The following is a 25,064-nucleotide window of genomic DNA, read 5'->3' on the forward strand; positions in this document are numbered from 1 at the left end:
GATTCCCCTTATGGTGCGACTTGCGCGCCGGTTAGAGGAATATCGTAATGCGAGTCAATCGCATTAGCGTCAATTCAGCTTTGATGCAGAAATATATCCCGTTTATGTCGTCACGGTCGGTTGGTGTCTATTTCGCTGGCTATCATCTCCTTGCCCGCGCGATCGATCGACCAGAGACGGCCGGGCTTGACCGGGTCCCAATCGATCGCCTGTCCGGCCGACGCGAACCCGATCGTCCGACGCAGTTCCAGCGTCGATCCGGCGTCGGGCAGCGCCAGTTCGTAGATTTCCGGCCGGTCATGGCCGGTGACGTAAAGCCGTCCATCATTGCTCCAGCTAAGGCCCGAACAGCTTTTCGGAGCGAAGCGGGCAAGCACGGCAGGCGGGAAGGTCCAGGCGGCCTCCTGCCGGAACTGGTCGTCCATCCGCACCAGCAATGTGTAGCGATAGTCGCGGCCCGGTTCGCCGCCCTTGCCCGTATAATTGGCGAAGACGGCCCACCATTTGCCGGCATGACGATCCATCACGGTCAATGATCCGGGGCCAAGGCCCAGGCTGACGGTGCGCAGATGGCGGAGCGTTCCCGTGTCGAATATCTCGACCGCGCTGGTTTGCGGCACGGCGGGATAGTTGGACGCCGCGCAGACCAGTTCGCGTCCCGCCACGGTACAACTGTTCATGTGCGGAAAGAGGCGGCGCTCACCCTGCCAGGCGGCGATGCGTTTTCCGTCGGCGATGCGATATTTGCCGATCCGGTCATTGTCGATTGCATAGACATGGGTGCCGTCGGAGGCGACGCCCTGATTGGCTTCGGGTGCGGCCAGCCGGATCGAAACGGGTGCGGGCGGGGGCGAAGGCGCATCGGCGCCGTCCTGCGCAGCGGCCATGGCGGACAGGCTGAGGCCAGTTCCGATGGCAAGGATGGAAACCAGGCGACCCGTCATAGTGTTGCTCCCATCATGAATCTGGGCGCGATAGGCGGCGAAGGCTACAGAAAAATGGCAGTTACCAGACGAGGTTGGTGGAGAAGAGCAGAACGCGCGCCTGGTCCTGCGCTCGCAGGCCGAGCGGCGCGGCGGGTGTGGTAAAGGCGCTGCTCGCCAGCCGATCGGGATCGGCGAGGCGCAGGCCCAGGGTCAGGTTTGGCACGGCAGGAGGCTGGCAACTGATCGCGGCCGAAAGACGGACCGGACGTTCGTGTTGGTCGCCCGGCAGCAGTAGCGCTGGCCTGCTGGTCCGTGCGGCGCGCAGGCTGGCGCGCCAGGGGCCGGTTTCCCAGATGCCTTCGACCGCCAGTTGCCTTTCCTGCGCCGAGCCGCCGTCCAGCCGATCCACGCGGGCATGACTGTAGCGCAAAGACCAGCCGAGCGCCGGCGTCACCCTGTGCGTGGCGGTTATCGCTCCCCCCTGAAGGTCGGCCGATCCGCGATTGATCGGCAGGGCGCTCCCTTCCGCGAAGGTCAGCCGGTCTTCCAGCCGACCGCCATAGAGCGTGAGCGAGAGGCGCAAGTCGGGCGTCGTGGTCCAGTCGGCGTCAAATCTTACGCGACGATGCCGTTCGGGATGCAGTCCGCTCTGGAACCGCCGAAAATCTTCGCGCGTCAGACCGAGCGGGCCGCTCATGCCAATATCGGCATAAGCGAGCAGGTTTTCGTCATAGGCGGCGCGCAGCAGCAGGCCGCGCCAGGCCGCCCAATGCAGCGCGGCGTGCGGCTGGAACCAATCCTTTGCGCGCAGATTGGCGTTACTATAGGCGGCGGTCACATTGGCGTTGCGATTGCTATATTTAGCGCCGGACCAGCCGAACAACAGACTGCTATGCTCGTCGACCGGCATCATTCCTTCGACTCGGATCGTACGGACGTGGGTGCGCGAAAGATGGGCGGCGAGCGAGGCAGTGGCGCGGGTGCCGCTTTCGCGTTGCTGCGAAAACTGCATGGTTCGGCGCGCCACGCTGAAGAGGATCGCGGTTTCGGCGCGGGTCGGGCGCGCTTCTCTCAGGGTGATCTGTTCCGGACGGGGGGGCGATGCAGGCGCCGCGCCCGGCAGCGACAGACGGAATGCCGGTTTCAATGTAAATCTTGCAGTCTGGTCGATCGAATGGATCTGCGCCTGTGCCGCTGGGCAGAGGGAAGGCAGCAGGGCCAGGCCAGCCAGAAAGCGCGTCACAGTCGGGCCTTTCCAGCGAGCGCCGCCAGCCGGACTCCGGTTTCGATCGGTTGACCGGTTGGAGCATAGGTCAGGGCATAGCCATAATGGTCCGAGAGCGGCGCGCCCTCTCTTTCCCGACCGAAGGGGACGGTCGCTTGGACCACCGTCATGGCCCGGCCGCCTGCATCGCGGGCGAACAGCCAATCCTTGGCGCGATCGGACGAAGCGTTGAGGTCCGCGCGGTCGATCTGGCCGGGCAGGGCGATGGCGCGCCGGAGGCCGCCAAGGGCTGGGGTGACGAATGTCTGCCCTGTTCGCGTCCATTGCCCGAAGAAGGCGGCGTTTCGGGCGGGATCGCCGCCGATATTCATGTCGCCGCCCAGGATCAGCGTGTGTCCCTGGGGAACTTGCGCCCGCACGAAATCGGCGAGCAGGCTCACTTGCCGTGCGAAGGCGCGCTGCGATCGGGCGATCGGGACGCCCGCCGCCTTGCGCGCGTTGAGATGGGTGTTGACGATGCTGACCGGCGTGGCGAAGCCCGGCACCGCAAGATGGGCGACCAGCACGCCCTTGTTGGCGAGGCAGTCGAAACCGGCGCAGGCAAAGGCGGGAAAGGCCATGCGCGCCTGCCCGACGATCGGATAGTCGGACAGGATCATGAGGCCGCTGCCAACACGCTTGCCCAGCCCCTCACCCCGATCCCAGCGGGCGGAGGTGAGATAGGCGCGATCGCCTGCCGTGGCGGGCAGAGTGCTGATCGCGGACGTATCCGGTCCGGTGGCGACATAGGGGTAGCCGGCGCGGCGGGCGATGGCGGCGGCTTCCGGCGTGAAGGCTTCCTGCAACAGGACGATATGCGGCTGTTGTCCGGACTGGCGTTGGGCGGCTAGCCGGTTGCCGATCCGGGCCAGCGCTTCCTGCCGGTCCCAGGCGACCGGCCACGGCAGGCCCTGCACATTATAGGTCATCACCGACAGGCGGCCGTCGGCTGGCGCGACTGCGTTCAGCCCATCAAGAGCGGCATAAGCGATGCGACGGCTACCGGTCGGACCGGTTGCCGCTATCACCGTTAAGCTCGCGAACAGGAGCGCGCGTAAAGGCTTCTGCATAATCAAGACCCCCGCCGCTGCGTTTAGCTCGGCATTGAGTCATGATCGCGAAAGTAAAGCGGCAGGGGTGTTAAAGTTCAAAGTCGGCGTGCTTCACGAAAAAGACGCCCACTTGTCATGATAGCGGAGGCGCTATTCAGTCCTGTAAATCTTTCCAACCGCTTATGAAGGCGCTGGCGGCTTCGCCGACCTGTTGTGCGGTGGTGCCGGGTTTGTAGAGAGCGGAACCCAGGCCGAAGCCATTCGCGCCGGCCTGTACCCAAGGCCCCATATTGCCGGGATTGACTCCGCCCACGACTAGAATCGGCAGATGCTTCGGGAAGACGGCCCGCTGCGCCTTGAGCACGGCAGGGGTGGCGGCTTCGGCGGGGAAGAGCTTGAGCGCGGCGGCGCCCGCCTGGACCGCGGCGAAACCTTCGGTCGGGGTGAAATAGCCGGGCATGGAGATCATACCGGCCTTCGCCGTTGCCGCGATGACGGACAGGTCGCTGTTGGGCGAGATGACGAGTTGACCGCCCACGCCTTGCACCTGCGCGACCTGATCGACGGTCAGAACCGTGCCGGCGCCGACCAACGCCTGTCCCGCGAAACGGCGCGCCAGCCTGCCGATACTGTCCAGCGGGTCGGGCGAGTTCATCGGCACTTCGATCAGGGTGAAGCCGGCCGCGACCAGTGCGTCGCCGATCGCTTCCACCTCGTCCGGGCGGACGCCGCGCAGGATCGCGACCAGCGGACAGCGGGCAAAGGCGGTAGCGAAATCGAGACTCATCACAGATACTCCCAAAGGCGGTTCACGCCGGCGATGAAGGCCGCGTGACTGTCGATCAACAGCGGTGTGCCGCCCAATTCGGTGATGGCCTGGCCATAGAGCGCGCCCAGCGCCGGATCAGCGAGCAGATGGACTTCGCCCGCGCCGGCGTGGGCAGCGCAATCGGCGCCGATCAGCAGGCCGCTGACGAAGGAGGCCGCGTCTTCACGGTCGCGCAGGCCGAGCAGGCTGGCCGGGCGTACCCCGAAAAGCGAGGCGAGCAGGTCGCCGCGCGCGCCTTCCCGCACGCCCTCTGCAAAGGCGTTGCCGGGCGTGACCTCACCGGTCATTTCCTGGCCAATCAGGGCATGTGCCTTGAGCAGCGCGAACATCTCACCGGTCATGGCGGTGACGAAGGCGGACAAGGCTCCGTCCTTCATCCAGGCCCATTTGCAATGGGTGCCTGGCTGGCAGAGCAGGGCGTCGGCGGGTGCGAGGCCGGCGGCGAGCGCGCCGAGAAGCTGCACTTCCTCGCCGCGCATCACATCGCCGCGGCCGTCTGCGACGTGGCGAACGCCGGGGATGATGAGCACATCGTCCATTGGCCGAACGACGGCGGCCGCGAGCGCATCCAGGGTCGCCGGGGTCGGGACATAGCCCGCATCCACCCAGCCGCGGTTGGAGCCGACCATACCGGCCAGCACCACCGGGCCGCCGCCATGGCGATCGCGGAGTCGCGCCACTTCGTCGACAAAACCGCCAGGCGGCACGGCCGTCACACCGAGCGAATCCCGCTCGGTTTCGACGACGACGCCATTTTCGATACGATAGGCACGGCGATTGGTGGTGCCCCAATCGACGGCGATGAAACTATGTTGGCTCATATATTGTCTGACTATATCGGGGCGGCGGCAAAGGCAATGCCGTCGGAATAGCTCTTCCTCCTTTCGGGGATCGTGACGATCGGGATGCGGTGGTCGCGGCTATCCCGCGCTCAGGTTCGGCCTATCTGGCAACCCCATATAGCAGTACCGGCCCCAATAATCCCGACGGCAGCAACGGAGTATCCTTGTCGATTATGCCGCCAAGTGCCGAAAAACCACCACCGGCCGGTTGGCTGGTAAAGGCGACAGGTTTTGCGCCGGGTTGCTGATCGCCTACCAGACGATTGCGCCAGACGTTGGCAACCTCGATTTCCAGCTCGTTTCGGCCCGGTCGAACAAAGTCCGATATATCGACGCCATAGGGGGGCTTCCAGGCAATCCCCGCAACGCGGCCGTTGACGCGAACCTCGGCAAGATCGGCTACCTCGCCCAAATCGAGTTGCAGGCGTTGTCCTCCTTTGCGCCAGTCCGAGGATATGGTGATGGTCTTGCGATATGTTCCCACACCGGAATAATAGCGTACGGACGGGTCAACGCTCTCGGTCCATGACGAAAGGCGTTCCAAATTCAGAGACGCTGGGCCGCCATGTTCAGCGGGAAATGACAGTGCCCATCCGCCGGAAATGTCGGCGAGACGCTTTTTGACAAGTGGCGTTACCTGATGCTCGCCTTTCGTCGCAGGGGTTCGCAGCACGACAAAGGCGGCTTCATAGGGGGCAAGGTCCAGGGACACATCAGTAGCACCATCATGAATATTGTAACTGACGGCCTCTGTCGTGCCGGTGTCGGCATGCCAGATTTCAGGCACCTTGCCCGTAACCCGCAAACGCAGCGTCACCGGCCCCTTTTCCGCACTCTGGTTGGTAACGAAATAAATGTCGCCATCATCGACCTTGCGATGAGCGAACTGGAGATCCATGCCGATCTGGTCACTGGCAAAGTCGAAATCGCGGCCCAATTTGAGTTCTTCGAGCACGGCTTCGGGCGAATATCCCCAAAAGACGCTGCCTTTACCGAAGTCGTTGCGGGTCAGTATCTTGCCGTCCGTTGCTCCCCATAGCTGATCGGCCACAGCTCTTACGGCCGCATCATCTGAAGCAAGGCTGGGCGAGCCGATCGGCTTCGGTCCGACAATGACGGCGCCTTCCGAAACGAGCGTCCGCAATTTTTGCACCAGGGGAAGCGTCATGCGTTGCAAGCCGTCAGGCAATATGAAGATGCGATAGCTGGCGCCGCTGGGAAAGCGAATGCGCTTGTCCTCAACGGACGCAAGCCGAAGCATCGCATCGACATTCGCATAGTCGAAACCATAGCCTTTGGGATTGGCTGGCGTCTTCGCATCCCGATAGGGAACGCCGCTGGTGGCTCCTTCACCCGTGAAATAGAGGATGTCCGCGACCGGCTTGCCCTGTTGCAGCAGGAAGGAGCTTCGCGAAAGATAATCGATCCAGGGCTTCGCCATGCCCGCCCATGTCTCATTGCGGGTGAAGGCCTGGCCGAACGGACCGAGTGTCAGTCCGGGCTGATGGTCGTTTCCGGGTTGATGGGGAGATGTATGGATCACCAATCGGTTGACGCCCATCGCCATATATTTGTCCGCGACCCACTTGAGCGCCCATGGCGTGGCGGTCCATTGCGGCTGGGAGGATGTCAGCGATTCCGCCGCGACGAGCGGTTTGCCATAGACATGCGCTGTGGAAGCGGTTTCGATGATGTCCGCCGGAAACTCGTCGGCGCGCACGCCCTGATAGGCCGCGGGCTTGCCACCAAAGGGCATCGCCCAGAATTCCCCCATCGGAATGTCGGTGTAGCTCTTGGCCAACATGCCATCGGCTATGGTCGGCATCGCCGCACCGACAGCTTCGCCATAATAACCAAGGCCATGCTGTTTGGCGAAGCGCGTGATCGTGCCATAATGGTTTTCGGCCAGAAGGTCGGCCAGGGTCCGCCTGAAATCCCACAGGAAAGCATCGCTCTGCTCCGCGCTGCCGACGATATGGCCGGCAAGAACGGGCAACCACGGCATCAGGTCATATCCGCGCCGTTTCGCAAATTCCTGGGGCATTGCCTCGGTCCAGTTCTGGACGCCTGCTTCCCAACTATCCGTGATGATGTAGCGCAGGCCGCGCGACCCGCTGAGTGGCCCAAGCTGCTTCAGGACCGGCGCCATATAGGCGTCGAGATGCGCCTGAACATGCGCAGCGTTCAGCTTGTCCGCTTCCGGTCCCGTCGCTTCGGGCGTGGCGGGATGATTAATCTCGCCGGTGGGGGAATAGCCCATGCGGAGGATCACCCAATCTCCCTTGGGCGGCACCCAGTCGAGGCTGCCGTCGGGGCGTAGATGACGGGTCAGATCAATGACGCCGCCTTTGGCGATCACCGCCTCCATATCCTGCGGCGGCGTCTTGGGGATATCGGCATCGGGCAGGACGCCAAAGCCAGCCTTGTCCTCGAAAAGGTCGACCCGAGAACCCGGAACGAACGACAGCTCGCTCAGATGAATGCCATCCGGATGGGGATAGGGTTCGCGCGACACCTCCGGCTTCTCGAAGATCACGCGGAAGAATTTGGCGGTGGTCGCGGCGAAGGCGAAAGTACGTTCGGGTGCCGGGTTGTGCGCAGCGCCGGTTAGCGTCCGGATCGAGTTCCAGCGCACGCCATCGTCGCTCGCTTCGATCCGGCCGACGGGGCCATCGGCAAAGCGGCCGCCAAGGGGGCCGACCATAGTCAGCGCGCGCATCGTGGCCGGTTTGGCAAACGCATATTGTATCCAGGCGGGCGACTGAAGGCTTGGGTTTGCAAGCGTAATGCCTGCGTCCAGCCTGCCGTCTACAAGCGCGGCTAGATCCAGGCCGGCCTGAGCGGAACTCAATGTCGGTTTGAGGTCCGCCAGCGACACATCCCCTTTGGGTGCGCGATAAGCGATGACGGCTACATCCCGATAATAGCCTTTGACGACATCGACCGGCTTTCCCTGATGATCCTTCTTCTGCATGTCGAGAAACGGACCGGCGACAGATGGCGGAGCCGGCAGTTTGCCGATCTTGCCATGCCCGCCCGCGACGCGCAGTTCCGACCAGACGATCTTTTTCATTCCAGCCTCGGGCTGTACCCAGGGCCCACCGGTTTCGCTCCAGCCCGGCGCGGCGGCCATGGCGAATTCAAGACCGAGCCTGTCTGCTTCGGATGCCGCATATTGAAGATGATCCAACCACTCCGGCGTCAGCGCCTTGATGCGATGGGGAACGATTTGCGGTGCGCCCATATCGCCATCGAACATTTGCGCGCCGGCGATACCGATACTCTTCATCCATTCCAGATCGGCACGGATGCCAACCTTGTCGATATTGCCGCTGAGCCAGTGCCACCAGACGCGCGGCCTGGCGCTGTCCGGCGGCGTTTCGAATCCGCCGAGGAGAGGGTCGGCCACAGTCTTGTCGTCTGCGGCAAGCAACGGAGCAGCGAAAAGCAGCGAGGTCGCGAGGAACGCCGCCTTCAAAAGTCCGCGGTGCGTGTTCGTTATCATAGCCTCTCCTTAACGATGCTCAAGCGGCCTGATGCCCGTAAAATCGGCATGGATAAGCTCTTCGTGATGCATATCTCATATATTGAGACGTTATCGTATTATTTGAAAATACACTTGTCAACGCTGTCATTTGGACGTAGATGCCCTTTCCACGTCAGCAGAATTGCGACGAGTCTCGATCGAGACGGGAGAGGAATGTTGGGCCATGTCTACTGACTGAAATGGCGCGCGAAGCGCATTGAATCTGACAATCTTGAAAATATCGAAGCCGTTCGCAGTAACTGCGGCGCGGTGCCGTGTCGTCGATGCGACACGATGCCAGAGGGAGGAAATCAATGAAAAAAATTCATGTCTTTGCATTGTTGTTGACGGGATCAGCTCTGTCGTCCGCACAACCGTTGCTGGCGCAAGCGACGTCCCCCAACACGGATGCCGGAAGCGTTGCACAAACCGCCGACCAGGATGGGGAGGGCGCCAGCAACGCCACGGCGGATATCATCGTTACCGGCAGTAACATTCGCGGCGTCGCCCCCACGGGGTCAGCCCTTACGACGGTTTCCCAGGCGGATATCGTTTCCACCGGCGCATCGACAACCACCGAACTGCTTCGTTCGGTTCCGCAACTGGGCAGCTTTGGCGCGACCGGCGGCAACACGGGCGGCAACAGCGCGAACATCGTCGACCAGCCTGCCATTCACGGGATCGGGGTGGGCAATGGCGGTGGCGGCTTGACGCTGGTCCTTGTCGATGGATTGCGCCTGCCAGGCGCCGGCATCAACCAGACAGCGCCAGACCCTAGCGCGATTCCGCCATCAGCGATCGAACGGATCGAGGTGGTGGCGGATGGCGCTTCGTCTACCTATGGTTCGGATGCCATCGCCGGCGTTATCAACTTCATTCTGCGCAAGGATGTGAACGGTGTCGAAACCAACGCAAAGGTCGGTTTCGGTGATGGCTACAGAACGTATAATGCCAGCATTCTAGCGGGAAAACGTTGGGATACCGGTTCCATTCTTTTCGACTATGAATATTCCGAAAACACAGCGGTAAACGGTCGCGAACGCGATTATTGGAAAACGAATAGCCTGTCGACGCTTTGCAACCCGGCCAATGTTACGGTCGGTGGCACGAACTATGCGTTGTCGTCCACTGGTGCGACGGCCGGTGCGACCAACCAGTGCGATGTTAACAAGGCGAATGACCTGTTCCCCGCTCAGCACCGGCATCAGGGGCTGATCTCGCTGCGTCAGGATATTGGCGATAATTTCACCCTTCGGGCTCGCACCATCTACTCGCGGCGCAGTGTGGATTCGCTCCAGGCCATTTCCGGCAACAACGTGTCGAGCGGCGGCCTCAGCGTTACGGTCGATAGCGGTCCATTCTATGACGCTGTCGTCGGCATGGGCGTGCCGGCGGGCTTTCATGCGGTGACCTACAATCCTTCAGGCGACCTGGGCGAAACCGTGCGGAATCGGATTCGCACCGAAACCTGGTCGACAAGCGCCGGACTGGACGCGAACCTGTTTGCGGATTGGAAGGGGTCGATCGATCTCAACTATGGCCGCGAGCGTGACAAGATTTGGCAGCCGGGGATCAATCAGGCTCTGCTGACCACGCTGGTGAGCAGCGGTGAATATAATCCCTATGGTGTAGGGGCTGCGAATGATCCTGCGCTGGTGTCGCAGGTCGGTGACTATCGCACCCATTATTTCGGTGAGCAGACGGTCAAGCAGGCGCTGTTCAAGGCCGATGGCTCCCTGTTCGACTTGCCTGGCGGCGCGGTCAAGGCCGCGGTCGGCACCGATCTTCAGCGTCAGCGCTTCTATTCGACCGTCAGCGTCGGGCCGGAAGGTACTCCGGTGCAGAATGAATCGCTCGGCAAGCGCAGCAGCTATTCCTTCTACGGCGAATTGTTCATTCCGGTTTTCGGATCCGCAAACGCCCGTCCGGGTCTTGAGAAGTTGGATATCTCGGTTTCGGGCCGCTACGACCATTATAACGATGTCGGAGGCACCACCAATCCGAAATTTGGCGTCAACTGGACACCTCTTCACGGTCTCAATCTGCACGGCAGCTACGGCACCTCCTTCCACGCGCCCAGCCTTGCAGACGCAGGGACGGCGATCGACACCCGCGTGATCCGGTTCGCCGACTTCACTGGCGCCGGTTCCTCAGCCTATTCGATCATCCTCGCGGGCGGTAACAAGCTGAAGCCCGAAACGGCCACGACATGGTCGCTGGGTGGCGAGTTCAAACCGGACTTCCTGCCGGGAGCCAGACTGAGCGTAAGCTACTTCAATATCGACTATAAGAACGTCATCACCTTCCCCGGATTCGACGTCGTGACGCAGCCGAACAATCCGATCTATGACGCATACCGCGTCTATAGCCCGTCGGCGGCGCAGGTTCTCGCGGCAACGGCAGGGATGCGGCATGATGGCCTTTCCTATCCGGATGTGACCGCCTTGCCGACCGCCATCTACGATCTGCGACGCCAGAATTTCGCCCGCCAGAAGATCGACGGCATCGATTTCGATCTGTCCTACGGCTTCCAGGAATCCATCGGCCGGTTCGATGTCGGGGTCGCCGGCACATGGCTGTGGAAATTCGATCAGGTCATCAATGGCGATACGGCTGTCATCAGCCGCCTGAACACGAACTATGCCGTGAATCTGAAGATGCGCGGCCATCTCAGCTGGTCGAGCGGTCCCGTCGATGCGGCGCTGTTCGTCAACTATATCAACCATTATCGGAACGAGATCGACAATAGCCGGATCAAGCCGTTCACGACGGTCGATATGCATGTGGGCTGGACATTGCCGCTCACCGGTGTCTTGCACGATACGCAGCTAACGTTGGACGTCTCCAACCTCTTCGACAAAGATCCGCCCTATTTCTACGATGCGGGCAATGGACGATATGGCTATGATTCCTCCGTCGCATCGCCGCTGGGCCGGGTTGTCCAGATCGGCTTGCGCAAGAAATTCTGACCTCAATCATGGGGCGGCGCCATGCGCCGCTCCATGATGTTTCAGAAGATTGCGCCCATGGCGCTCTCTCTCTCAAGTTCCGCTTCACGCTGATCGCCTACTTCGCCCAGATCGATCTTGCTGCACATGAGGGACACTTGATCCATTACAAAAATCCTTATTTTGCAATGGAGTAAAAGTCGGGCGTAGAATCGATTCGCAATTCGGGCTTTTAGCGACGGGTGAAGATTCGGAAGGTGACCGGCCCTCCAGCAGTGGGAATAGACGTTGGCTGAAGTGAAAAATATCGTTCTGACGGGTGCGGCTGGCGCGCTTGGCATATCCATTGCCGAGGAGCTGCAAAATAACGGATGGAACGTCATCGGTATCGATCTGAAGCGCAGTCCAGCTTGCGAAACGCTTCTAATCGATCTGTCAGATCGGGACGCGATCCGCGACGGTTTCAAGGCCATTTCACACAGCTATCCCGAACTCCATGGGCTCGTGAATAATGCGGGCGTTTTCCTTGGCAAGGGATGGGATGACATCACAGATGACGAGGCAAGCGAAACGCTGAACGTCAACCTGCGCGCGCCGTTATTGCTGTCCACCTTGTTCGCCAAGCAGGCTATTGCCAAGGCAATCCCGGCGGCTATCGTCAATGTAGCGTCGGTTGCGGGCCGAGAACCCGGTTATGACATCGTTTATGCCGCCTCCAAGGCAGCCCTCATCCAGATGACACGCGGTCTCGGGCGGCAGCTAGCAGGCAACGGCATAAGGGTGAATGCCGTTGCGCCCGGGGTGATTGAGGGACCAATGGCCGATCGGATTTCCGAACCGGGGCGCACTCTCTACATGCAACGCACACCGATGAAGCGTTTTGCCGAACCGGCCGAAATCGCCAATGTGATAGCGTTCCTCCTGTCCCCGAAGGCAAGTTACCTTACCGGCGCCGTTATCGATGCGAATGGCGGCCTGTTTTGAGGCCGCCAATATTTGGACATCCTTGCGAGAGGATTGGTTGGCAGGCGATGCGGCGATTCGGTTGAAACGCCGCTTCATCCTGTTCAAATCACCAGGCGCAAAGGGATCGTGACGTCGGGGTCAAATATGCCACCTCGATTTTACGCCAGCACAGGCCGTCCATGTGCGGATGGATTTCGTCCGTCCAATCGGTGTTTTGACGCAATTGTTCCTGATAGCGCGACACGCTTGCCTCGTCCTGATGGCATTCGAACCAAACGAAAACAGTCTCCCCCTCACGAACCGGGAGCCTGCGAAAACCGTTCGCGCTTGGCTCCGTGACGAAGGTGGCATCAACCCGTGCGCCGGCCTCCTGAATGACCGGGAGCGTGCGGTCGAGAAAATAACGCGCGAAATCATCTGCTTTCCCGGGCGCCAGTGAGCAGCTATTCGCGATCACGATGCCTCCCGCTTCGGGCCGCTGCATCTCCTGTTCTCTGCGAAGATTGCGGGAAAAGGGCTGGATGGTGCTTGCCGATTTCAGCAGCAGTACATTGTCAGAGTTGAGCATGGTTGCATTTGCATCCGACCCATATTTTCCCCAGACTGGTCCCGAATAAAAGGATTGGAGCGCTTCCGTCCGCGCCTCCATGTCCCGGAAGGAGCGCACCCAGACGAACGCATCGGGATCTTCAAGGTCACGAAATTCGCCCTCGACGCGCATAGCCAGGGCTTCCTGCGGTTCGACAAATTCCCTGTCGAACAGGCGGATCAATGGTTCCCGGCCTCCGGGGCGCAGCCGGTAGCGGCGGAGTTCGAATATCAAGTGGGGTTCCATGTTTTTTCCTAACAGGTCAATCATCCTGTTTTTAACACAGGATGATTGACCTGTTTTGTCAAGAACCTATTATGACCCAAGCTGCATGGGAGCCGCATGATCGGAAACAGAAGAACCAATGACCCCTTGGGCGTGCGTCGCCGGATCGTCGACACCGCCTATGATGCATTCGTCAGGCAGGGCTATGTCGCAACCGGGATGCTGGAGATCCGCGAAAAGGCTTCGGTGTCCGGCGGTGCGATGGCGCATCATTTCCCGGCAAAACGCGAGCTGGGACTGGCGGTCATCCGCGATCGCGTGAGCCATGCCGTTCGGCAGGCATGGATTGAGCCGCTGGACATATGTGCCGACGCACCTGCCGCCATCGATCTGATTTTCGAGAATATCATCAGCGAACTGGCGGACAAGGGCGCGGTTTCCGGCTGTCCGCTCAACAACATGGCGATGGAAGTCTCTGCCCACGATCCGGAAATGCGCGTTGCTCTCGGCGAAATCTTCGCCGCCTGGCACGATGCATTGTCTGCAAAATTTCAGGCGGACCTGACGTCGGGACGCGCGGGCAATATCGACCCAGGTCGTCTTGCGACACTGGTTATCGCCACCTATTCCGGCGCGATGGCGATGGCAAAGGCACGTCAGGATGTTCGGGCGCTCATCGAGTCCCAGACGGAACTCGCGGCGCTTCTGGCACTGAAATATCGCGCAGCGCCTCTTGTCTGATGCGAGGGTGTGCCGGAAATTGCGGCAGCCATATCGAGCGTCAAGTTGATTGCGACAAAGGCCATGAACTGGCGGCTGGATGGCGCGATCCTTCAGGCAAGGGCGTGCATCAGCAGTGACGCCGCAAGGGACAGCATGGTGATGCCGACAATGGCGTCCAGCACGCGCCAGGCCATCGGACGAGCAAATAATGGTACCAGCAGGCGGGCACCATAGCCGAGCGCTGCGAACCAGGTAAAACTGGCGGCAGCAGCGCCTGCGACGAAGAAAGGACGCAGGGCGGCGGGCTGAGCTGATCCTGCGGCGCCCATCAGCAGGACGGTATCCAGATAGACATGGGGGTTGAGAAAGGTGAACCCGGCCGTCGCGGCAATCGCGCTGCCCAGGCTGATGTCGCCATTCGACGCCACTGTCATGGCGTCCGGCGAAGCCATGCGTCGCAGGGCTTTGACACCATAGCATCCCAGGAAGGCGGCCCCGCCGATTGTCAGAAAAATGGTTAACTGCGGGATTGCCGACAGGAAAGCGCCGACCCCGGCAACGCCGGCGGCTATCAACAGCGCATCCGCGCTGCCGCAAAACAGGACCACCGGGCCGACATGCTCGCGTTTGAGGCCCTGCCGGAGCACGAAGAGATTCTGCGCTCCGATCGCCATGATCAGCGCGGCGGACAACAGGAAGCCGGAGAGAAAGGGTGCAAATGCGTTGGTCATGCGACATATGTCGCCGGTCTGGTCGATTAAGTATAACTTGTTCTTCTAATCCAGATGAAGCAATGCTTCATCATGCTCGACTATCCCTCTCTAGCGGCCATTGCAGCCGTGGTTCGCGAGGGCAGCTTCGAGAAGGCCGCCCAGGTCATGGGGATTACGCCGTCTGCCGTTTCGCAGCGAGTCAGGGGATATGAAGAGCGACTGGGGATCGCTCTCGTCATCCGCGGGCAACCATGCACGGCCACCAAACAAGGTCGGGAGCTATGCGCGCATTTCGACAAGGTCCGGCTGCTTGAAGCTGATCTGACGACGATCCCTGCCGGCGTAACCCCGCATGGATTGCGTCCGTCTCTCAGCATAGCCGTCAATGCGGACAGTCTTGCCACATGGTTTCCGCACGCAATGACGGACTTCGCGCAAAAGACGGGCATGTTGGTGGAATTGACACTGGAAGATGAAGGTCACACGGCGGATCGGCTGCGAACGGGCGACGTGCTGGCTGTGGTCACATCCGATCCAACGCCTGTTGCGGGGAGCAAAACCATCGCGCTGGGCGCCCTCGGCTATGTCGCTTGCGCCAGTCCGGCCTTTGTCGAACGCCATTTTCCAACCGGGATCGACGGGAACAGCTTGGCGACGGCGCCCGTGATGCAGTTCAACCGGAAGGATGAGCTCCAGGGACGATGGGCAAAGGCAAGCTGGGGCGTGGAATTGAATGCGCCCACGCATTGGATTCCTTCGACACAGGCTTTTCTTGACCTCGCCTGCGCCGGTCTTGCCTGGGGCCTCCAGCCAGAAACTTTGGCGAAACCGCATATCGATGCGGGCACTTTAATCGAACTAGCCCCGGAGCATTCCATAAAAGTCCCATTATTCTGGACGGTGTCCCGCCTCCACGCGCAGGCATTGCATGTCATGACCGATGCCGTGAAAAAGGCCGCCCAACGACATCTTCAAGCCGCGGCAGTATAAAATACCGTGTGGGCCGATGATGAACGGGGTACAATGGTCGCGACTATTCGAAAAACGCCACCGCGCGCACTTCGATGCTGGAGCGGATCTTGGTGTCCGGCAGGCTGGTGTCGTGGAAGGCGGTGTGGGGACAGCGCCAGGTGACTCCATGGTCGCTGTCCTGGAATTTGAACAACAGCACGTCGTCGGCCGCCATGTTGGAGAAATACCACCAGCGATGGCGCGGGCGGTAGCGAAAGATGGAGGCGGCGATCATCTGGTCCTCGCCTGCCACCGGGGCGGTGAGCGCGTCGCCGGTCGGCAGCTCGTCCACCACGAACAGCGTGTTGGATGTCGCTTCCTCGTCCGACACGGTGCGGCCGTCGCACACGGCCAGCGGCCAGTCCTGCGGGCCGGATGAAAATGTCCGCCAGAAACTGACGCAGACATAGCGTCTATAACCGGGACCATCGGGGAAGGCGGCGGCATAGGCGCGTTCTGCGGCCCTGCGGCCGGTGATTTCATTATAGTCGACATGCGCTTCGCCCGCCGGCGGCTGGATGCCACCTTCGTGGCGATAATTTTCGACCTTCTGTTGCGCGCGGGCGGTCAGGTCGGCGGAGGTGCGGATCATCCAGCCGCCCGCCGACACGCGGGTCGCGCCGGTAAGAGCGCGGATCGCCTCTTCGCATTCACGCAAATAGAGGCGGTCGACCTCTTCCTTGTCGAAGAAATCGGCAATCGCGCTGTGGTGCTTGCCCAGCATGAAGCCGTGCGTGTCGAAGCGGAAATGGTCGCGGATCGGCATAGCATCGCGAACGACCGTGCGATGGTCGCCATAGGTACCGGTGTTGATCTCCACGCCCTGGGACACATAGCGGCGGGTCACGAAATCGCCTTCGTCCAGATAACGGATCAGCGCGGGCGCCTGCCGCGCGCTGTCCTCTATCTCGTCATCGGCTTTCGGCAGGGTGGCCATCAGGCGACCTCTTCGGGCAGGGCGCCGATGACCGACTTGACCTCCAGAAACTCCTCCAGCCCGAACCTGCCGAATTCGCGGCCATTGCCCGACTGCTTATAGCCGCCAAAGGGCATGTCGAAGGCGAGGCCGCCTGCATTGACGAAGACCGCGCCGGCCCGAAGCCGACTGACGAACTTGGCGGCGCGAGCCGGATCTCCCGCCACATAGGCGCCCAGACCATAAGGCGTGTCGTTGGCGATGCGAATGGCGTCCTCATCATCGTCATAGGGCATGAGGACGAGGACGGGGCCGAAAATCTCCTCCTTCGCGATGGTCATGTCGGGCGTGACATTGGCGAAGACCGTGGGGCGCACATAGCTGCCTTCGTTCAGTCCTTCGGGGCGTCCGGTGCCGCCCGTCACAAGGGTGGCGCCTTCGTCGATCCCGGTCTGGATCAGGCCCTGGATGCGATCCCACTGGCGCTGGCTGACGACCGGGCCGATATGGTCGCCCTCGGCCTGCGGGTCGCCGACCTTCTTGGCGGCGAACAGCGCGCCGACCTTTTGCGCGGCCTCGTTATGCTGCGAACGATGAACCAGCATCCTGGTCGGCGCGACGCAGCTCTGGCCGCTGTTGAGCAATACGCCGCCGACGCCACCGGGCAGCGCCACGTCGAGGGGCGTGCCTTCCAGGATGATGTTGGGCGACTTGCCGCCCAGTTCCTGCGTGACGCGCTTGACCGTATCGGCGGCGTTTTTCGCCACCATGATGCCCGCGCGGGTGGAACCGGTGAAGCTGACCATGTCGATGTCGGGATGTTTGGCGAGCGCGGTGCCGACCCCCTCGCCATCGCCCTGCACCAGGTTGAAGACGCCGGCCGGCACGCCGGCCGCGTCCATCACTTCGGCAAAGATGGCGGCGCAGCTTGGCGCTTCCTCCGAGGGTTTCAGGATCATGGTGCAGCCCGCCGCGAGCGCCGGGCCGACCTTCGCGACGATCTGGTTCATCGGCCAGTTCCAAGGCGTGATGAGCGCGACCACGCCCATCGGTTCGCGCACGACGCGGTTGGCGCCGATCTTCTCGCTGAATTCGTAATTTTTGAGCGCCGCCAGCGCCTGGCCCAGATGACCGAGGCCCGATCCCGCCTGCGCGGTCTGGGCGATCGAGATGGGGCAACCCATTTCGGTGGCGATGGCGCGGGCGATGTCGGGGACGCGCTTCTGATATTCGCCGATGATCCGTTCGAGCAGGGCGATGCGTTCTTCCCGGCTGGTCTGGGAGAAAGTTTCGAAGGCAATGCGAGCGGCCTTCACCGCCGCGTCGACATCGGCGGCGCTCCCCAGGATCAGGTCGGCGGCGGTCCGGTCGGTGGCGGGGTTGATGACGGCAATGGTGCGACCGCCCTGGCTGTCGACCCATTGGCCGCCGATATAATGCTGAAGCGTGTTGGGCATGGATATGTCCTTATGCGGGGAGGAGGCCTAGGTCGGCGTCGGTGGCAGGCGTCCCCCATTTGTCGCGTGGCGGCAGGGGGCGGCTGTCCCAGGGCGGGTCAAGCGTGAAGCTGGAGATGCTGCGCCCTTCGGGCAAGTGGCCGTTGCCGCCGCCCTGGCTATAGTCATAATAGAGTGTCATCAGCTCACGATGGCCGTGGTGGCGCTGTGCCACCGGATGCGACAGGCAGGCGTCGCGCCAGCGCAGCAGCCGGGTCAGATGCTGCGGGATCTGATAGGCCTCATAATAGTCGAGGAACCAGAGCCGCTTGAACATCGGTGTGTAGGCGACCTCGGCCCAGCCGAACCGGTCGAACAGATAATCGCCGTCCGGTGCATAATGGCGTAGAAACTCGTCGAGCCGCGTATATTGGGCGTCGACTTCGGCCTTATGCTCGTCACGTTTGGCCGGGTCGCGGTTCAGGATCATGCGGTATCCCGCACCCGTGAACTGGCCGTCGGTCGCGCACAGCATCGCTTCGACCGCATGTTCATAGGGGTCTTGCCGCGCCACTGGCGGATCGGGAAAACGATCCTCGAAGTAACGCATGATGACCATGCTTTCCTTCAGCGTCTCGCCATTTTCCAGTTCCAGCGCGGGCAGCGCCGTCGTGCCGCGCGTCTTGGCGAGCAGCCAGTCGGGGCGCGGCTGCGATATGTCGATCTCATGGTCCGCCATGATGCCATGCAGCCCCTTGAGGTCGAGCAGCAGCTCGATCCGTTCGGAAAAAGGGCAGCCGGGAATATGGTACATCCGCAATTGGCCTGCGGGCGGTTCGTCTTGCCAGCTCATGCGTCAGGCCGCCGTCGCGGCCGGGCGGGGCGGCATCTCGGTCCGGGATTTGGCGAACATCGCCTGCGTGGCGGGGCGGGCATTGATCCGATCGATCCAGGCGACCAGATGCGGCGTCACCTCGCGATTGACGATGTCGGCATATCCGAACTGCATTCCGTTCGCGATCGCGAAATTGCAGATGTCGGCCAGCGTATAGTCTTCCCCCGCCAGCCAGGGGCTTTGCGCCAGCCGCTTTTCGAGGTGGTCGATCGACACGCGGATCTTGCGCATTTCCTCGTCCAGCACCGCCTTGGGGAAGCCCGCGCGCGCGCTGCGCCATTTGGCCTGCTGTTCGGGAATGGGGATATGTTTCAGCTTCTCTTCGAACTCTTCGTCCGACAGTTTGCGCGCCATGGGGCCGATCATCCGTTCCCAGCCGATGGTGGAGACGCACCAGCAGAAATATTCGTCCACCCATTTGGTCCAGACGCGCATTTCGGCGATCTGTACCGGGTCGGTCGGGCGCAGGCGCGGTGCGTCAGGGAAGGCATCCTCCAGATATTCGCAGATCACCGTCGATTCGGTAATGACATGGCCGTCATGATCCAGTGCGGGCACCTGGCCGCGCGGATTGATCGCCTTGAACCAGTCCTCATGATGTTCGAACCGGGTCGGATCGACGAAGCGGGGGGTGAATTCCAGGCCCTTCTCATAGAGCGCCAGCAGGGGTTTCAATGAATTGGCAGCCGGACCGAAGCTGTAGAGCGTCAACATACGCTATCCTCACCTTTCGTTGCGGCGTCTGTGCGCCTTTGTCTGCGGTGGTGCCGGGCGATCCGGCGGGCCGCAAGTCGTCTGTTGATACTATCACTCCTGCTACCCGTTGCGCGGGTCGCTTAACCTGTCACTGTCAATGATAGTGCCGCCACCCGTCTTGCGGCGGCGTCGGGGCTTTGCTTTGGAGAAGGCTGAGAAGAGGGCGCTTTTCGCCCCGCGGGAGAGGATGATGCTGGAACTGCTGACGTCGGAGACGCCCAACGGGTGGAAGGTTTCGATCCTGCTGGAAGAACTGGGCGTGCCCTACAAGGTGACGCCGATCTCGCTGGCCGACCGGGTGCAGAAACAGGATTGGTATGTCGCATTGAACCCCAATGGGCGCATCCCGACGCTGGTGGACCATGATGCGGAAGATTTCGCCATCTTCGAATCCGGCGCGATCCTGCTTTATCTGGCCGAGAAGTTCGGCCGCTTCATCCCGGCCGATCCGAAGGACCGCAGTCGCGTCATCCAATGGGTGATGTGGCAGATGTCGGGCTTGGGGCCGATGATGGGGCAGGCGACGGTCTTCAACCGCTATTTCGACGAAAAACTGCCATCGGTGATCGACCGCTATGTGCGCGAAAGCCAACGCCTGTTCGGGGTGATGGACCAGCGTTTGGAGGCGCATGACTATCTGGTCGGCGATTATTCGATCGCCGATATCGCCTGCTTCCCCTGGGTACGGGGGCATGACTGGGCGGGTGTCGATATGAGCGGTTTCCCCAACCTTCAGCGCTGGTTCGAAAGGATTTCAGCGCGGCCCGCGGTGCAGCGCGGGCTTCTTGTTCCCACGCCGCCAAGTGCTGAGGAAATGGTGGAAAAGACCACCCAACAGGGAAAGAATATTCTTGCGTGAGCGCCTTTCTACAACGGATCGTCCGCATCGAATGGGGGCATTGCGACCCCGCCGGCATCGTCCATGCGCCGCGTTACTTCGATATTTTCGGCGAAAGCACGATGTTGCTGTTCGAACGTGCGGGCCTGCCGAAGAAGCGCGAAATGATGGCAACCATGCCCTTTGCCGGATTTCCGATGGTCGATGTATCGGCGCGGTTCTTCGTCCCCACGGCTTATGGCGACGATGTGCTGGTGGAGGCGGATGCGCCGGTCTTCGGCAATAGTAGCTTTACGGTGGCGCATCGTCTGTCGCTGGAGGGGAAACTGTGCGTCGAATGCACCGAGAAGCGGGTGTGGACCGTGCCGGACGCGAGCCGGCCGGGAGGGTTGCGGGCGGAACGGGTGCCGGATTCGGTGCGGAGACTTTTTACCTGACTTCCGCTCGCTTGGCTTGTTTCGAGAGAAAGGGGGGAAGGGCCGGTCCATTGGAAACCGGCCCTGACTTCATGCGGCCAGGCGAATGTTGAGGCCCGTTACGGCGTCCAGGGCACTGCGGATTGCCGCGTTGCGCTGATCCGGGCCGAAAGCCAGCCCTTCCGCCAAAATGAAATGCGGATCGGTGATGCCGATGAACCCCAGCAGCGCCCGGATATGGCTTTCGGTATGCTCTATCCCGGCCATGGGGCTGTCCTTGCCATAAAGCCCGCCGCGCGTATGGGCTACGATCACATGTTTGCCGCCGACGAGGCCTCGCGGATTGCCGTCCGCATAGTGGAAGGTCTTGTCTGCCACCATTATATGGTCGAACCAGGCCTTGAGCTGGCTGGGCATGGCGAAATTATACATGGGCGCCCCGATGACGATCACGTCCGCCGCCAGAAATTCGTCGAGAACCGCCGCACCTTCGGCGCTGGCGAGCCGGGCGAGGTCGACATGGGGCAGGGGAGCGACGGCAAGATCGCGATAGGCGATGTCGATGGCGGGATCGAGTGCGACGATATGCCGGACGACGGCGCCAGACAGGTCGCGACTGGCGGAACCGTCGCCCTGGATGCTGGAATCGATATGCAGAAGTTTCACGGGGGCTTATCCTCATCAGTTGAAGGCCCCATCTAGCTATGAAGCCGTCGCTGGTTGGCCAAGGACGCATTTTTTTGGAACTTAGTCACATGGATATGACTGCATCCCCCAATTCTCATCGCGAATGTGTCCGCGTTACCGAGATGCTGGGGCGCATCGGTGATCGATGGACCTTGCCGGTTGCGGTTACGCTGATGGAAGGACCGGTGCGTTTCAATCAGATACGCCGCTTGATCGCGGGCATTTCGCAGCAGATGCTGACCCGTACGTTGCGTGGTCTGGAACGGGACGGCCTGGTTGTGCGCACGGTCTATCCGACCGTGCCGCCGCAGGTCGATTATGCGCTGACGCCGCTCGGCCAATCGCTGGCGGAAGAGGCGATGCGGCTGGGAAGCTGGGTACAGCGGCATCTGTCCGTCATCGATGAGAATCGCGCGCTGTTTGACAGCAAGTTGGTCTGAAGGCGGGGTTCGAGGCGCTTCTACGGCATCCGCCAGGCATAGAGGCCATGATGGGCGAGGATGAACAGCGTCTTGCGGTCCGCGCCGCCGAACAGGATCTGGAGCGGGCGTTCGGGTATGTCGATCCGGCCGATCGCCTTGCCGTCCGGCGCATGGACGAAGATCTGGCCGTTGGCGATATAGACGCGGCCCAGCATGTCGGTCGTCGCGCCTTCGCCGCCGCGATCGGCAAAGGCCTTGAGGTCCGTGACGGCTCCGCCCGCGCCGATCAGGCCGCTATAGGTGCGGTTTTCCGACCCGTTGGTCAGATAGATGCGTTCGCCCGGCTTGCCCTGAATGAAACCATAGCTGTCGAGTGAGTCGGAGAAACGCAGACCGCGATGGTCGGCCGGTCCCTGCGCGAACACGCGCGAGGCCGGCAGAACGACGCTGCCGTCGGGCGAGACATATTCCTGCGCCTTGGGCCGCGCCATGTCGCGCGCGAACATCTCGGCCAGAGTGGTGAATTCGTATGTTTTGGGATCGATCTGGTCTTTGAATTCGCCATTATTCCACCAGTTGACCGGCAATATGGTCGAAGCGCCGGCATGGGCGGCGGCCGGCGTGGCGGGGATGAGTATGATCTCGCTTTCCGGTGCACCGGGCTTGACGCTGTAGACCGTGCCGTTGCGTCCATAGGAAGAGAGTACGAGCAGATTGCCGGAGCGGTCGACGGTCAGGTTGACCGGATCGAGCGTGGCGTCGCGGATCATTTCGAGGCGGCGGTCGTCCGACCAGCGCCAGATGCGCTGGAACCGGCGGTCGATGAAATAAAGCCGGCCCTGCGCATCCACCGCGCCGCCGCCGATCGAATGGAAGCCGTCAGCCAGCTTTTCGACCGCGCCGCCCAGGAAGGTGACGGGCGCCACTGGATCGGGCCGGGCCGATATATCCAGCACAGCGAACTCCCGTTCGCGCACGTCCAAACCGTGAGTGACGTCGCGGATGGCGTTCTCGAACGGAAATTTGGTGAGCCGCAGGAAGGTCGCGCAGCCATTTTCGTCGCAGGTGCCAAGCCCGCTTTCGCCATTCACATGGACGTTGCGGAACCGGATATCGTGTGAGTTGTAGAGTGTGACGGCGGCCGGAGCAGGCTCGCGCGTGCGGGTGACGCGATAGCCGTGGAAATTGGCGATCAGGATGTTGCGCGAATCTCGGATTTCCAGCGCAACGGCGTCTCCACTTTCGCCCGCCTCACCCTCGGTCTGGGGTGCGAGAAGTTCCCAGTTGGCGACGCGGTTCAGGCCTATTTCGGTGCGGACATGATGTTCGGCCGATACCTGGATAAGGCGGCCGGGCGTTTCGGTGTCGGAGATCAATATGCCGGGATGGGCAAATGTACTGGGGCTCCAGATATTGGCGAAGGTGCCGCCACCGCCCTGCGTCACCCACAGGCTGGCATATTGACCGGCCCAGCGCCGGGTCGCGTCGGAATCGGCGGTGGCATTATTGTTGTACGGATTGACCCGGCTGCCATCGAACCGGTTCGTACCATGCCCTCCCTGGAATTTGACGTCGTTGACCATGGAGTTGGCGCCGGCCTTCCAAAGCAAGGCGGTCGCGCGCGGGTTTGCGCCGTTGGTGTTGAGCCCCAGGCCTGCGACGATCGCGTCGCCGCCCTGCGCGCTTTCGATCAGCGCCTTGGGCGCGCCCACCCCGTGCCAGGCGGGCGCGCCGTCGGGCAGCACAATCTGCGTCAGGCTGGGGTGCAGTCCCAGCAGCACCGTATCGGCGCGCAGACGCAGCGTGTCGCTGACCTTGTAGAAACCGGCGGGCAGGTAGACGATCCGGTGGTTGTCGATCGCCTTCTGGATCGCGGCGGTGTCGTCCGTGCTGTCATCGCCCCTGGCGCCCAGGGTGCGCACGCTTACCCATTCGGAGACGGGGGGCAGGACGCGGATGGCGGGCGTGGCAGGCGCGGGCAGGCGGGCGATGCTTTCAGCCTGCATGTCGGTCTTATATTCGCCGATCCGGCCGAGGCCCGGCAAAGTCAGGCCATGGGTGAAGGACGCCACCTTATAGGCCGCGCCTTTACCTGCCACCGTCCGGCCGCTCTCGCGGAAGCGGGCGAAGACCGGGGTGTTGGCGGCCACCACATTCTGGAAGCCGACCTGGGTGTAGACATTCTTCTCGTTGGAGATGAGGACGCCGGCCTTCGAGACATTCTCGAACCGCACATCCTGCCCCCAGAGCCAGTCGCCATAGCCCCGGTCGATCTCGATCCCGACCGGGACATTGCGGAAGGCGACGTTGAGCAGGGTCAGCCCTGCCTCATGTTCGCGGATGGCGGCATCGCGTTGCCCTTCGAAGGTCGCGTCGATCAGCGCGAAGGGCCAGGCCGGCGACGTCTTCTCGGCGAGGATGCCATAGCGGCCGCCCCGAAAGTGCAGATCTTCCGCCTCGTTGGCGACATGGTAGAGGCCGGCAAGGCCCGATCCGATGTCGAAATCCACATGGCTGACGAAACTATGCTGGGCGGCATGGAAGCGGATCGCGGTGGCGGCGGGATTGCCGTCCATGATGCGGAAATCGATATTGGCGAGCGCAGAATAGAAGGTGCCGGGATTGGCGTCGGCGATATTCTTGTTGAACGGCACGCTGCCGGGGGGCGGGAAAGCTGCGGGCGGACTGTCCTGGTCCGTCTGGCGCTTGGCTCCGGTGAAGATCAGCATATGGGCGACGCCGCGCTGAAAGCCGGGCGTGTTGGCGCCCAGCAGGATGACGGGGCGCTTCTCGCCGATGCCGAATATCCGCACGCCCGGCCACAGAAAAAGGGTACGGCTGATGCGGTAGGTGCCGGCGGGCAGGAAGACGATGCCGCCGCCGCCCTTTTCCGCCGCCTTGTCGATCGCTTGCTGGATCGTCGCGCTGTCGTCGGCGCGGCCATCGCCCACGCCGGCCACGGTGATGGCGCGTGGCTCATCCGGGGCGGTCGTATAGACGGAGGGTGAGGCGAAGGCAGATTGCGCCGCTGCCAGGCACAGCAACACCGATGCACAGGCTCCACGCAATCCGCGATACATCACT

At 61.9% G+C, this 25,064-nt stretch carries 21 protein-coding genes; 7 read left to right on the top strand and 14 right to left on the bottom strand.

The annotated features are described in order from the left end of the window. Positions 1-110 precede the first annotated feature (110 nt). The 6 genes from MOK15_RS16820 to MOK15_RS16845 all read right to left on the bottom strand — a co-directional run bounded on the left by MOK15_RS16820 (position 111) and on the right by MOK15_RS16845 (position 8,418). A complete protein-coding gene (locus MOK15_RS16820) occupies positions 111-887 on the bottom strand; it encodes a hypothetical protein (RefSeq protein WP_242933767.1) in 777 nt (258 codons plus the stop codon). Positions 888-1,005: 118 nt separating this feature from the next. After that, on the bottom strand, positions 1,006-2,169 hold the full coding sequence (locus MOK15_RS16825; RefSeq protein ID WP_242932877.1) for a hypothetical protein: 1,164 nt from the start codon (positions 2,167-2,169) through the stop codon (positions 1,006-1,008). Then, entirely contained in the window at positions 2,166-3,260 is a 1,095-nt protein-coding gene (locus MOK15_RS16830; RefSeq protein WP_242932878.1) for an endonuclease/exonuclease/phosphatase family protein, read from the bottom strand. The genes MOK15_RS16825 and MOK15_RS16830 overlap by 4 nt, the downstream gene beginning before the upstream one ends. A 136-nt stretch (positions 3,261-3,396) precedes the next feature. Next, positions 3,397-4,029: a 2-dehydro-3-deoxy-6-phosphogalactonate aldolase gene (locus MOK15_RS16835; protein ID WP_242932879.1), complete on the bottom strand. Its 633-nt coding sequence runs from the start codon at positions 4,027-4,029 to the stop codon at positions 3,397-3,399. Next, positions 4,029-4,892, bottom strand: a complete 864-nt coding sequence (locus MOK15_RS16840) for a 2-dehydro-3-deoxygalactonokinase (protein WP_242932880.1) — start codon at positions 4,890-4,892, stop codon at positions 4,029-4,031. Before MOK15_RS16840 ends, MOK15_RS16835 begins: the two co-directional genes overlap by 1 nt. 121 nt (positions 4,893-5,013) lie before the next feature. After that, positions 5,014-8,418: a glycosyl hydrolase gene (locus tag MOK15_RS16845; RefSeq protein WP_242932881.1), complete on the bottom strand. Its 3,405-nt coding sequence runs from the start codon at positions 8,416-8,418 to the stop codon at positions 5,014-5,016. A gap of 335 nt (positions 8,419-8,753) precedes the next feature. On the opposite strand from MOK15_RS16845, the gene MOK15_RS21930 reads away from it, so the two are divergent. Beyond that, complete coding sequence (locus MOK15_RS21930) at positions 8,754-11,408, top strand: TonB-dependent receptor (protein WP_278254314.1); 2,655 nt, start codon at positions 8,754-8,756, stop codon at positions 11,406-11,408. 276 nt (positions 11,409-11,684) lie between these two features. Beyond that, positions 11,685-12,371 (top strand): SDR family oxidoreductase, encoded by a 687-nt coding sequence (locus tag MOK15_RS16865; protein ID WP_242933769.1) that lies wholly within the window; start codon positions 11,685-11,687, stop codon positions 12,369-12,371. Between the two features lie 88 nt (positions 12,372-12,459). On the opposite strand, the gene MOK15_RS16870 is transcribed toward MOK15_RS16865, so the two are convergent. Continuing rightward, complete coding sequence (locus MOK15_RS16870) at positions 12,460-13,212, bottom strand: NIPSNAP family protein (RefSeq protein ID WP_242932882.1); 753 nt, start codon at positions 13,210-13,212, stop codon at positions 12,460-12,462. A 108-nt stretch (positions 13,213-13,320) separates the two neighbouring features. Here MOK15_RS16870 and MOK15_RS16875 point away from each other — a divergent pair, with 108 nt between their 5' ends. Then, complete coding sequence (locus MOK15_RS16875; RefSeq protein WP_242932883.1) at positions 13,321-13,908, top strand: TetR/AcrR family transcriptional regulator; 588 nt, start codon at positions 13,321-13,323, stop codon at positions 13,906-13,908. A gap of 92 nt (positions 13,909-14,000) precedes the next feature. Here MOK15_RS16875 and MOK15_RS16880 read toward each other — a convergent pair whose 3' ends face one another. Beyond that, positions 14,001-14,582, bottom strand: a complete 582-nt coding sequence (locus MOK15_RS16880; protein WP_242932884.1) for a LysE/ArgO family amino acid transporter — start codon at positions 14,580-14,582, stop codon at positions 14,001-14,003. A gap of 111 nt (positions 14,583-14,693) precedes the next feature. Here MOK15_RS16880 and MOK15_RS16885 point away from each other — a divergent pair, with 111 nt between their 5' ends. Then, positions 14,694-15,593 carry a LysR family transcriptional regulator ArgP gene (locus MOK15_RS16885; RefSeq protein WP_242932885.1) on the top strand — a complete coding sequence of 300 codons (900 nt, stop codon included), beginning with the start codon at positions 14,694-14,696 and terminating at the stop codon, positions 15,591-15,593. Between the two features lie 43 nt (positions 15,594-15,636). Here MOK15_RS16885 and MOK15_RS16890 read toward each other — a convergent pair whose 3' ends face one another. The 4 genes from MOK15_RS16890 to MOK15_RS16905 are packed head-to-tail and all read right to left on the bottom strand — an operon-like array spanning position 15,637 to position 19,575. Continuing rightward, positions 15,637-16,551: a CmcJ/NvfI family oxidoreductase gene (locus MOK15_RS16890; protein WP_242932886.1), complete on the bottom strand. Its 915-nt coding sequence runs from the start codon at positions 16,549-16,551 to the stop codon at positions 15,637-15,639. After that, positions 16,551-17,987: an aldehyde dehydrogenase family protein gene (locus MOK15_RS16895; RefSeq protein WP_242932887.1), complete on the bottom strand. Its 1,437-nt coding sequence runs from the start codon at positions 17,985-17,987 to the stop codon at positions 16,551-16,553. The genes MOK15_RS16890 and MOK15_RS16895 overlap by 1 nt, the downstream gene beginning before the upstream one ends. Positions 17,988-17,997: 10 nt before the next feature. After that, complete coding sequence (locus tag MOK15_RS16900; protein ID WP_242932888.1) at positions 17,998-18,819, bottom strand: glutathione S-transferase family protein; 822 nt, start codon at positions 18,817-18,819, stop codon at positions 17,998-18,000. 3 nt (positions 18,820-18,822) lie between these two features. Further along, positions 18,823-19,575, bottom strand: coding sequence for a glutathione S-transferase family protein (locus tag MOK15_RS16905; protein WP_242932889.1), 753 nt, complete (start codon positions 19,573-19,575; stop codon positions 18,823-18,825). 229 nt (positions 19,576-19,804) lie between these two features. Here MOK15_RS16905 and MOK15_RS16910 point away from each other — a divergent pair, with 229 nt between their 5' ends. After that, positions 19,805-20,476 carry a glutathione S-transferase N-terminal domain-containing protein gene (locus MOK15_RS16910; RefSeq protein ID WP_242932890.1) on the top strand — a complete coding sequence of 224 codons (672 nt, stop codon included), beginning with the start codon at positions 19,805-19,807 and terminating at the stop codon, positions 20,474-20,476. Beyond that, positions 20,473-20,892, top strand: a complete 420-nt coding sequence (locus MOK15_RS16915; protein WP_242932891.1) for an acyl-CoA thioesterase — start codon at positions 20,473-20,475, stop codon at positions 20,890-20,892. Before MOK15_RS16910 ends, MOK15_RS16915 begins: the two co-directional genes overlap by 4 nt. A 69-nt stretch (positions 20,893-20,961) precedes the next feature. On the opposite strand, the gene MOK15_RS16920 is transcribed toward MOK15_RS16915, so the two are convergent. Beyond that, the gene (locus MOK15_RS16920) at positions 20,962-21,537 is read right to left on the bottom strand and encodes an NAD(P)H-dependent oxidoreductase (RefSeq protein WP_242932892.1); all 576 of its coding nucleotides are present in this window, start codon (positions 21,535-21,537) and stop codon (positions 20,962-20,964) included. A gap of 89 nt (positions 21,538-21,626) precedes the next feature. On the opposite strand from MOK15_RS16920, the gene MOK15_RS16925 reads away from it, so the two are divergent. Beyond that, entirely contained in the window at positions 21,627-21,998 is a 372-nt protein-coding gene (locus MOK15_RS16925; RefSeq protein ID WP_242932893.1) for a helix-turn-helix domain-containing protein, read from the top strand. A gap of 20 nt (positions 21,999-22,018) precedes the next feature. On the opposite strand, the gene MOK15_RS16930 is transcribed toward MOK15_RS16925, so the two are convergent. Next, positions 22,019-25,060 (bottom strand): glycosyl hydrolase family 28-related protein, encoded by a 3,042-nt coding sequence (locus MOK15_RS16930; RefSeq protein ID WP_242932894.1) that lies wholly within the window; start codon positions 25,058-25,060, stop codon positions 22,019-22,021. Positions 25,061-25,064 lie beyond the last annotated feature (4 nt).

The organism is Sphingobium sp. BYY-5 (genome assembly GCF_022758885.1).
Classification (GTDB): Bacteria; Pseudomonadota; Alphaproteobacteria; order Sphingomonadales; family Sphingomonadaceae; genus Sphingobium.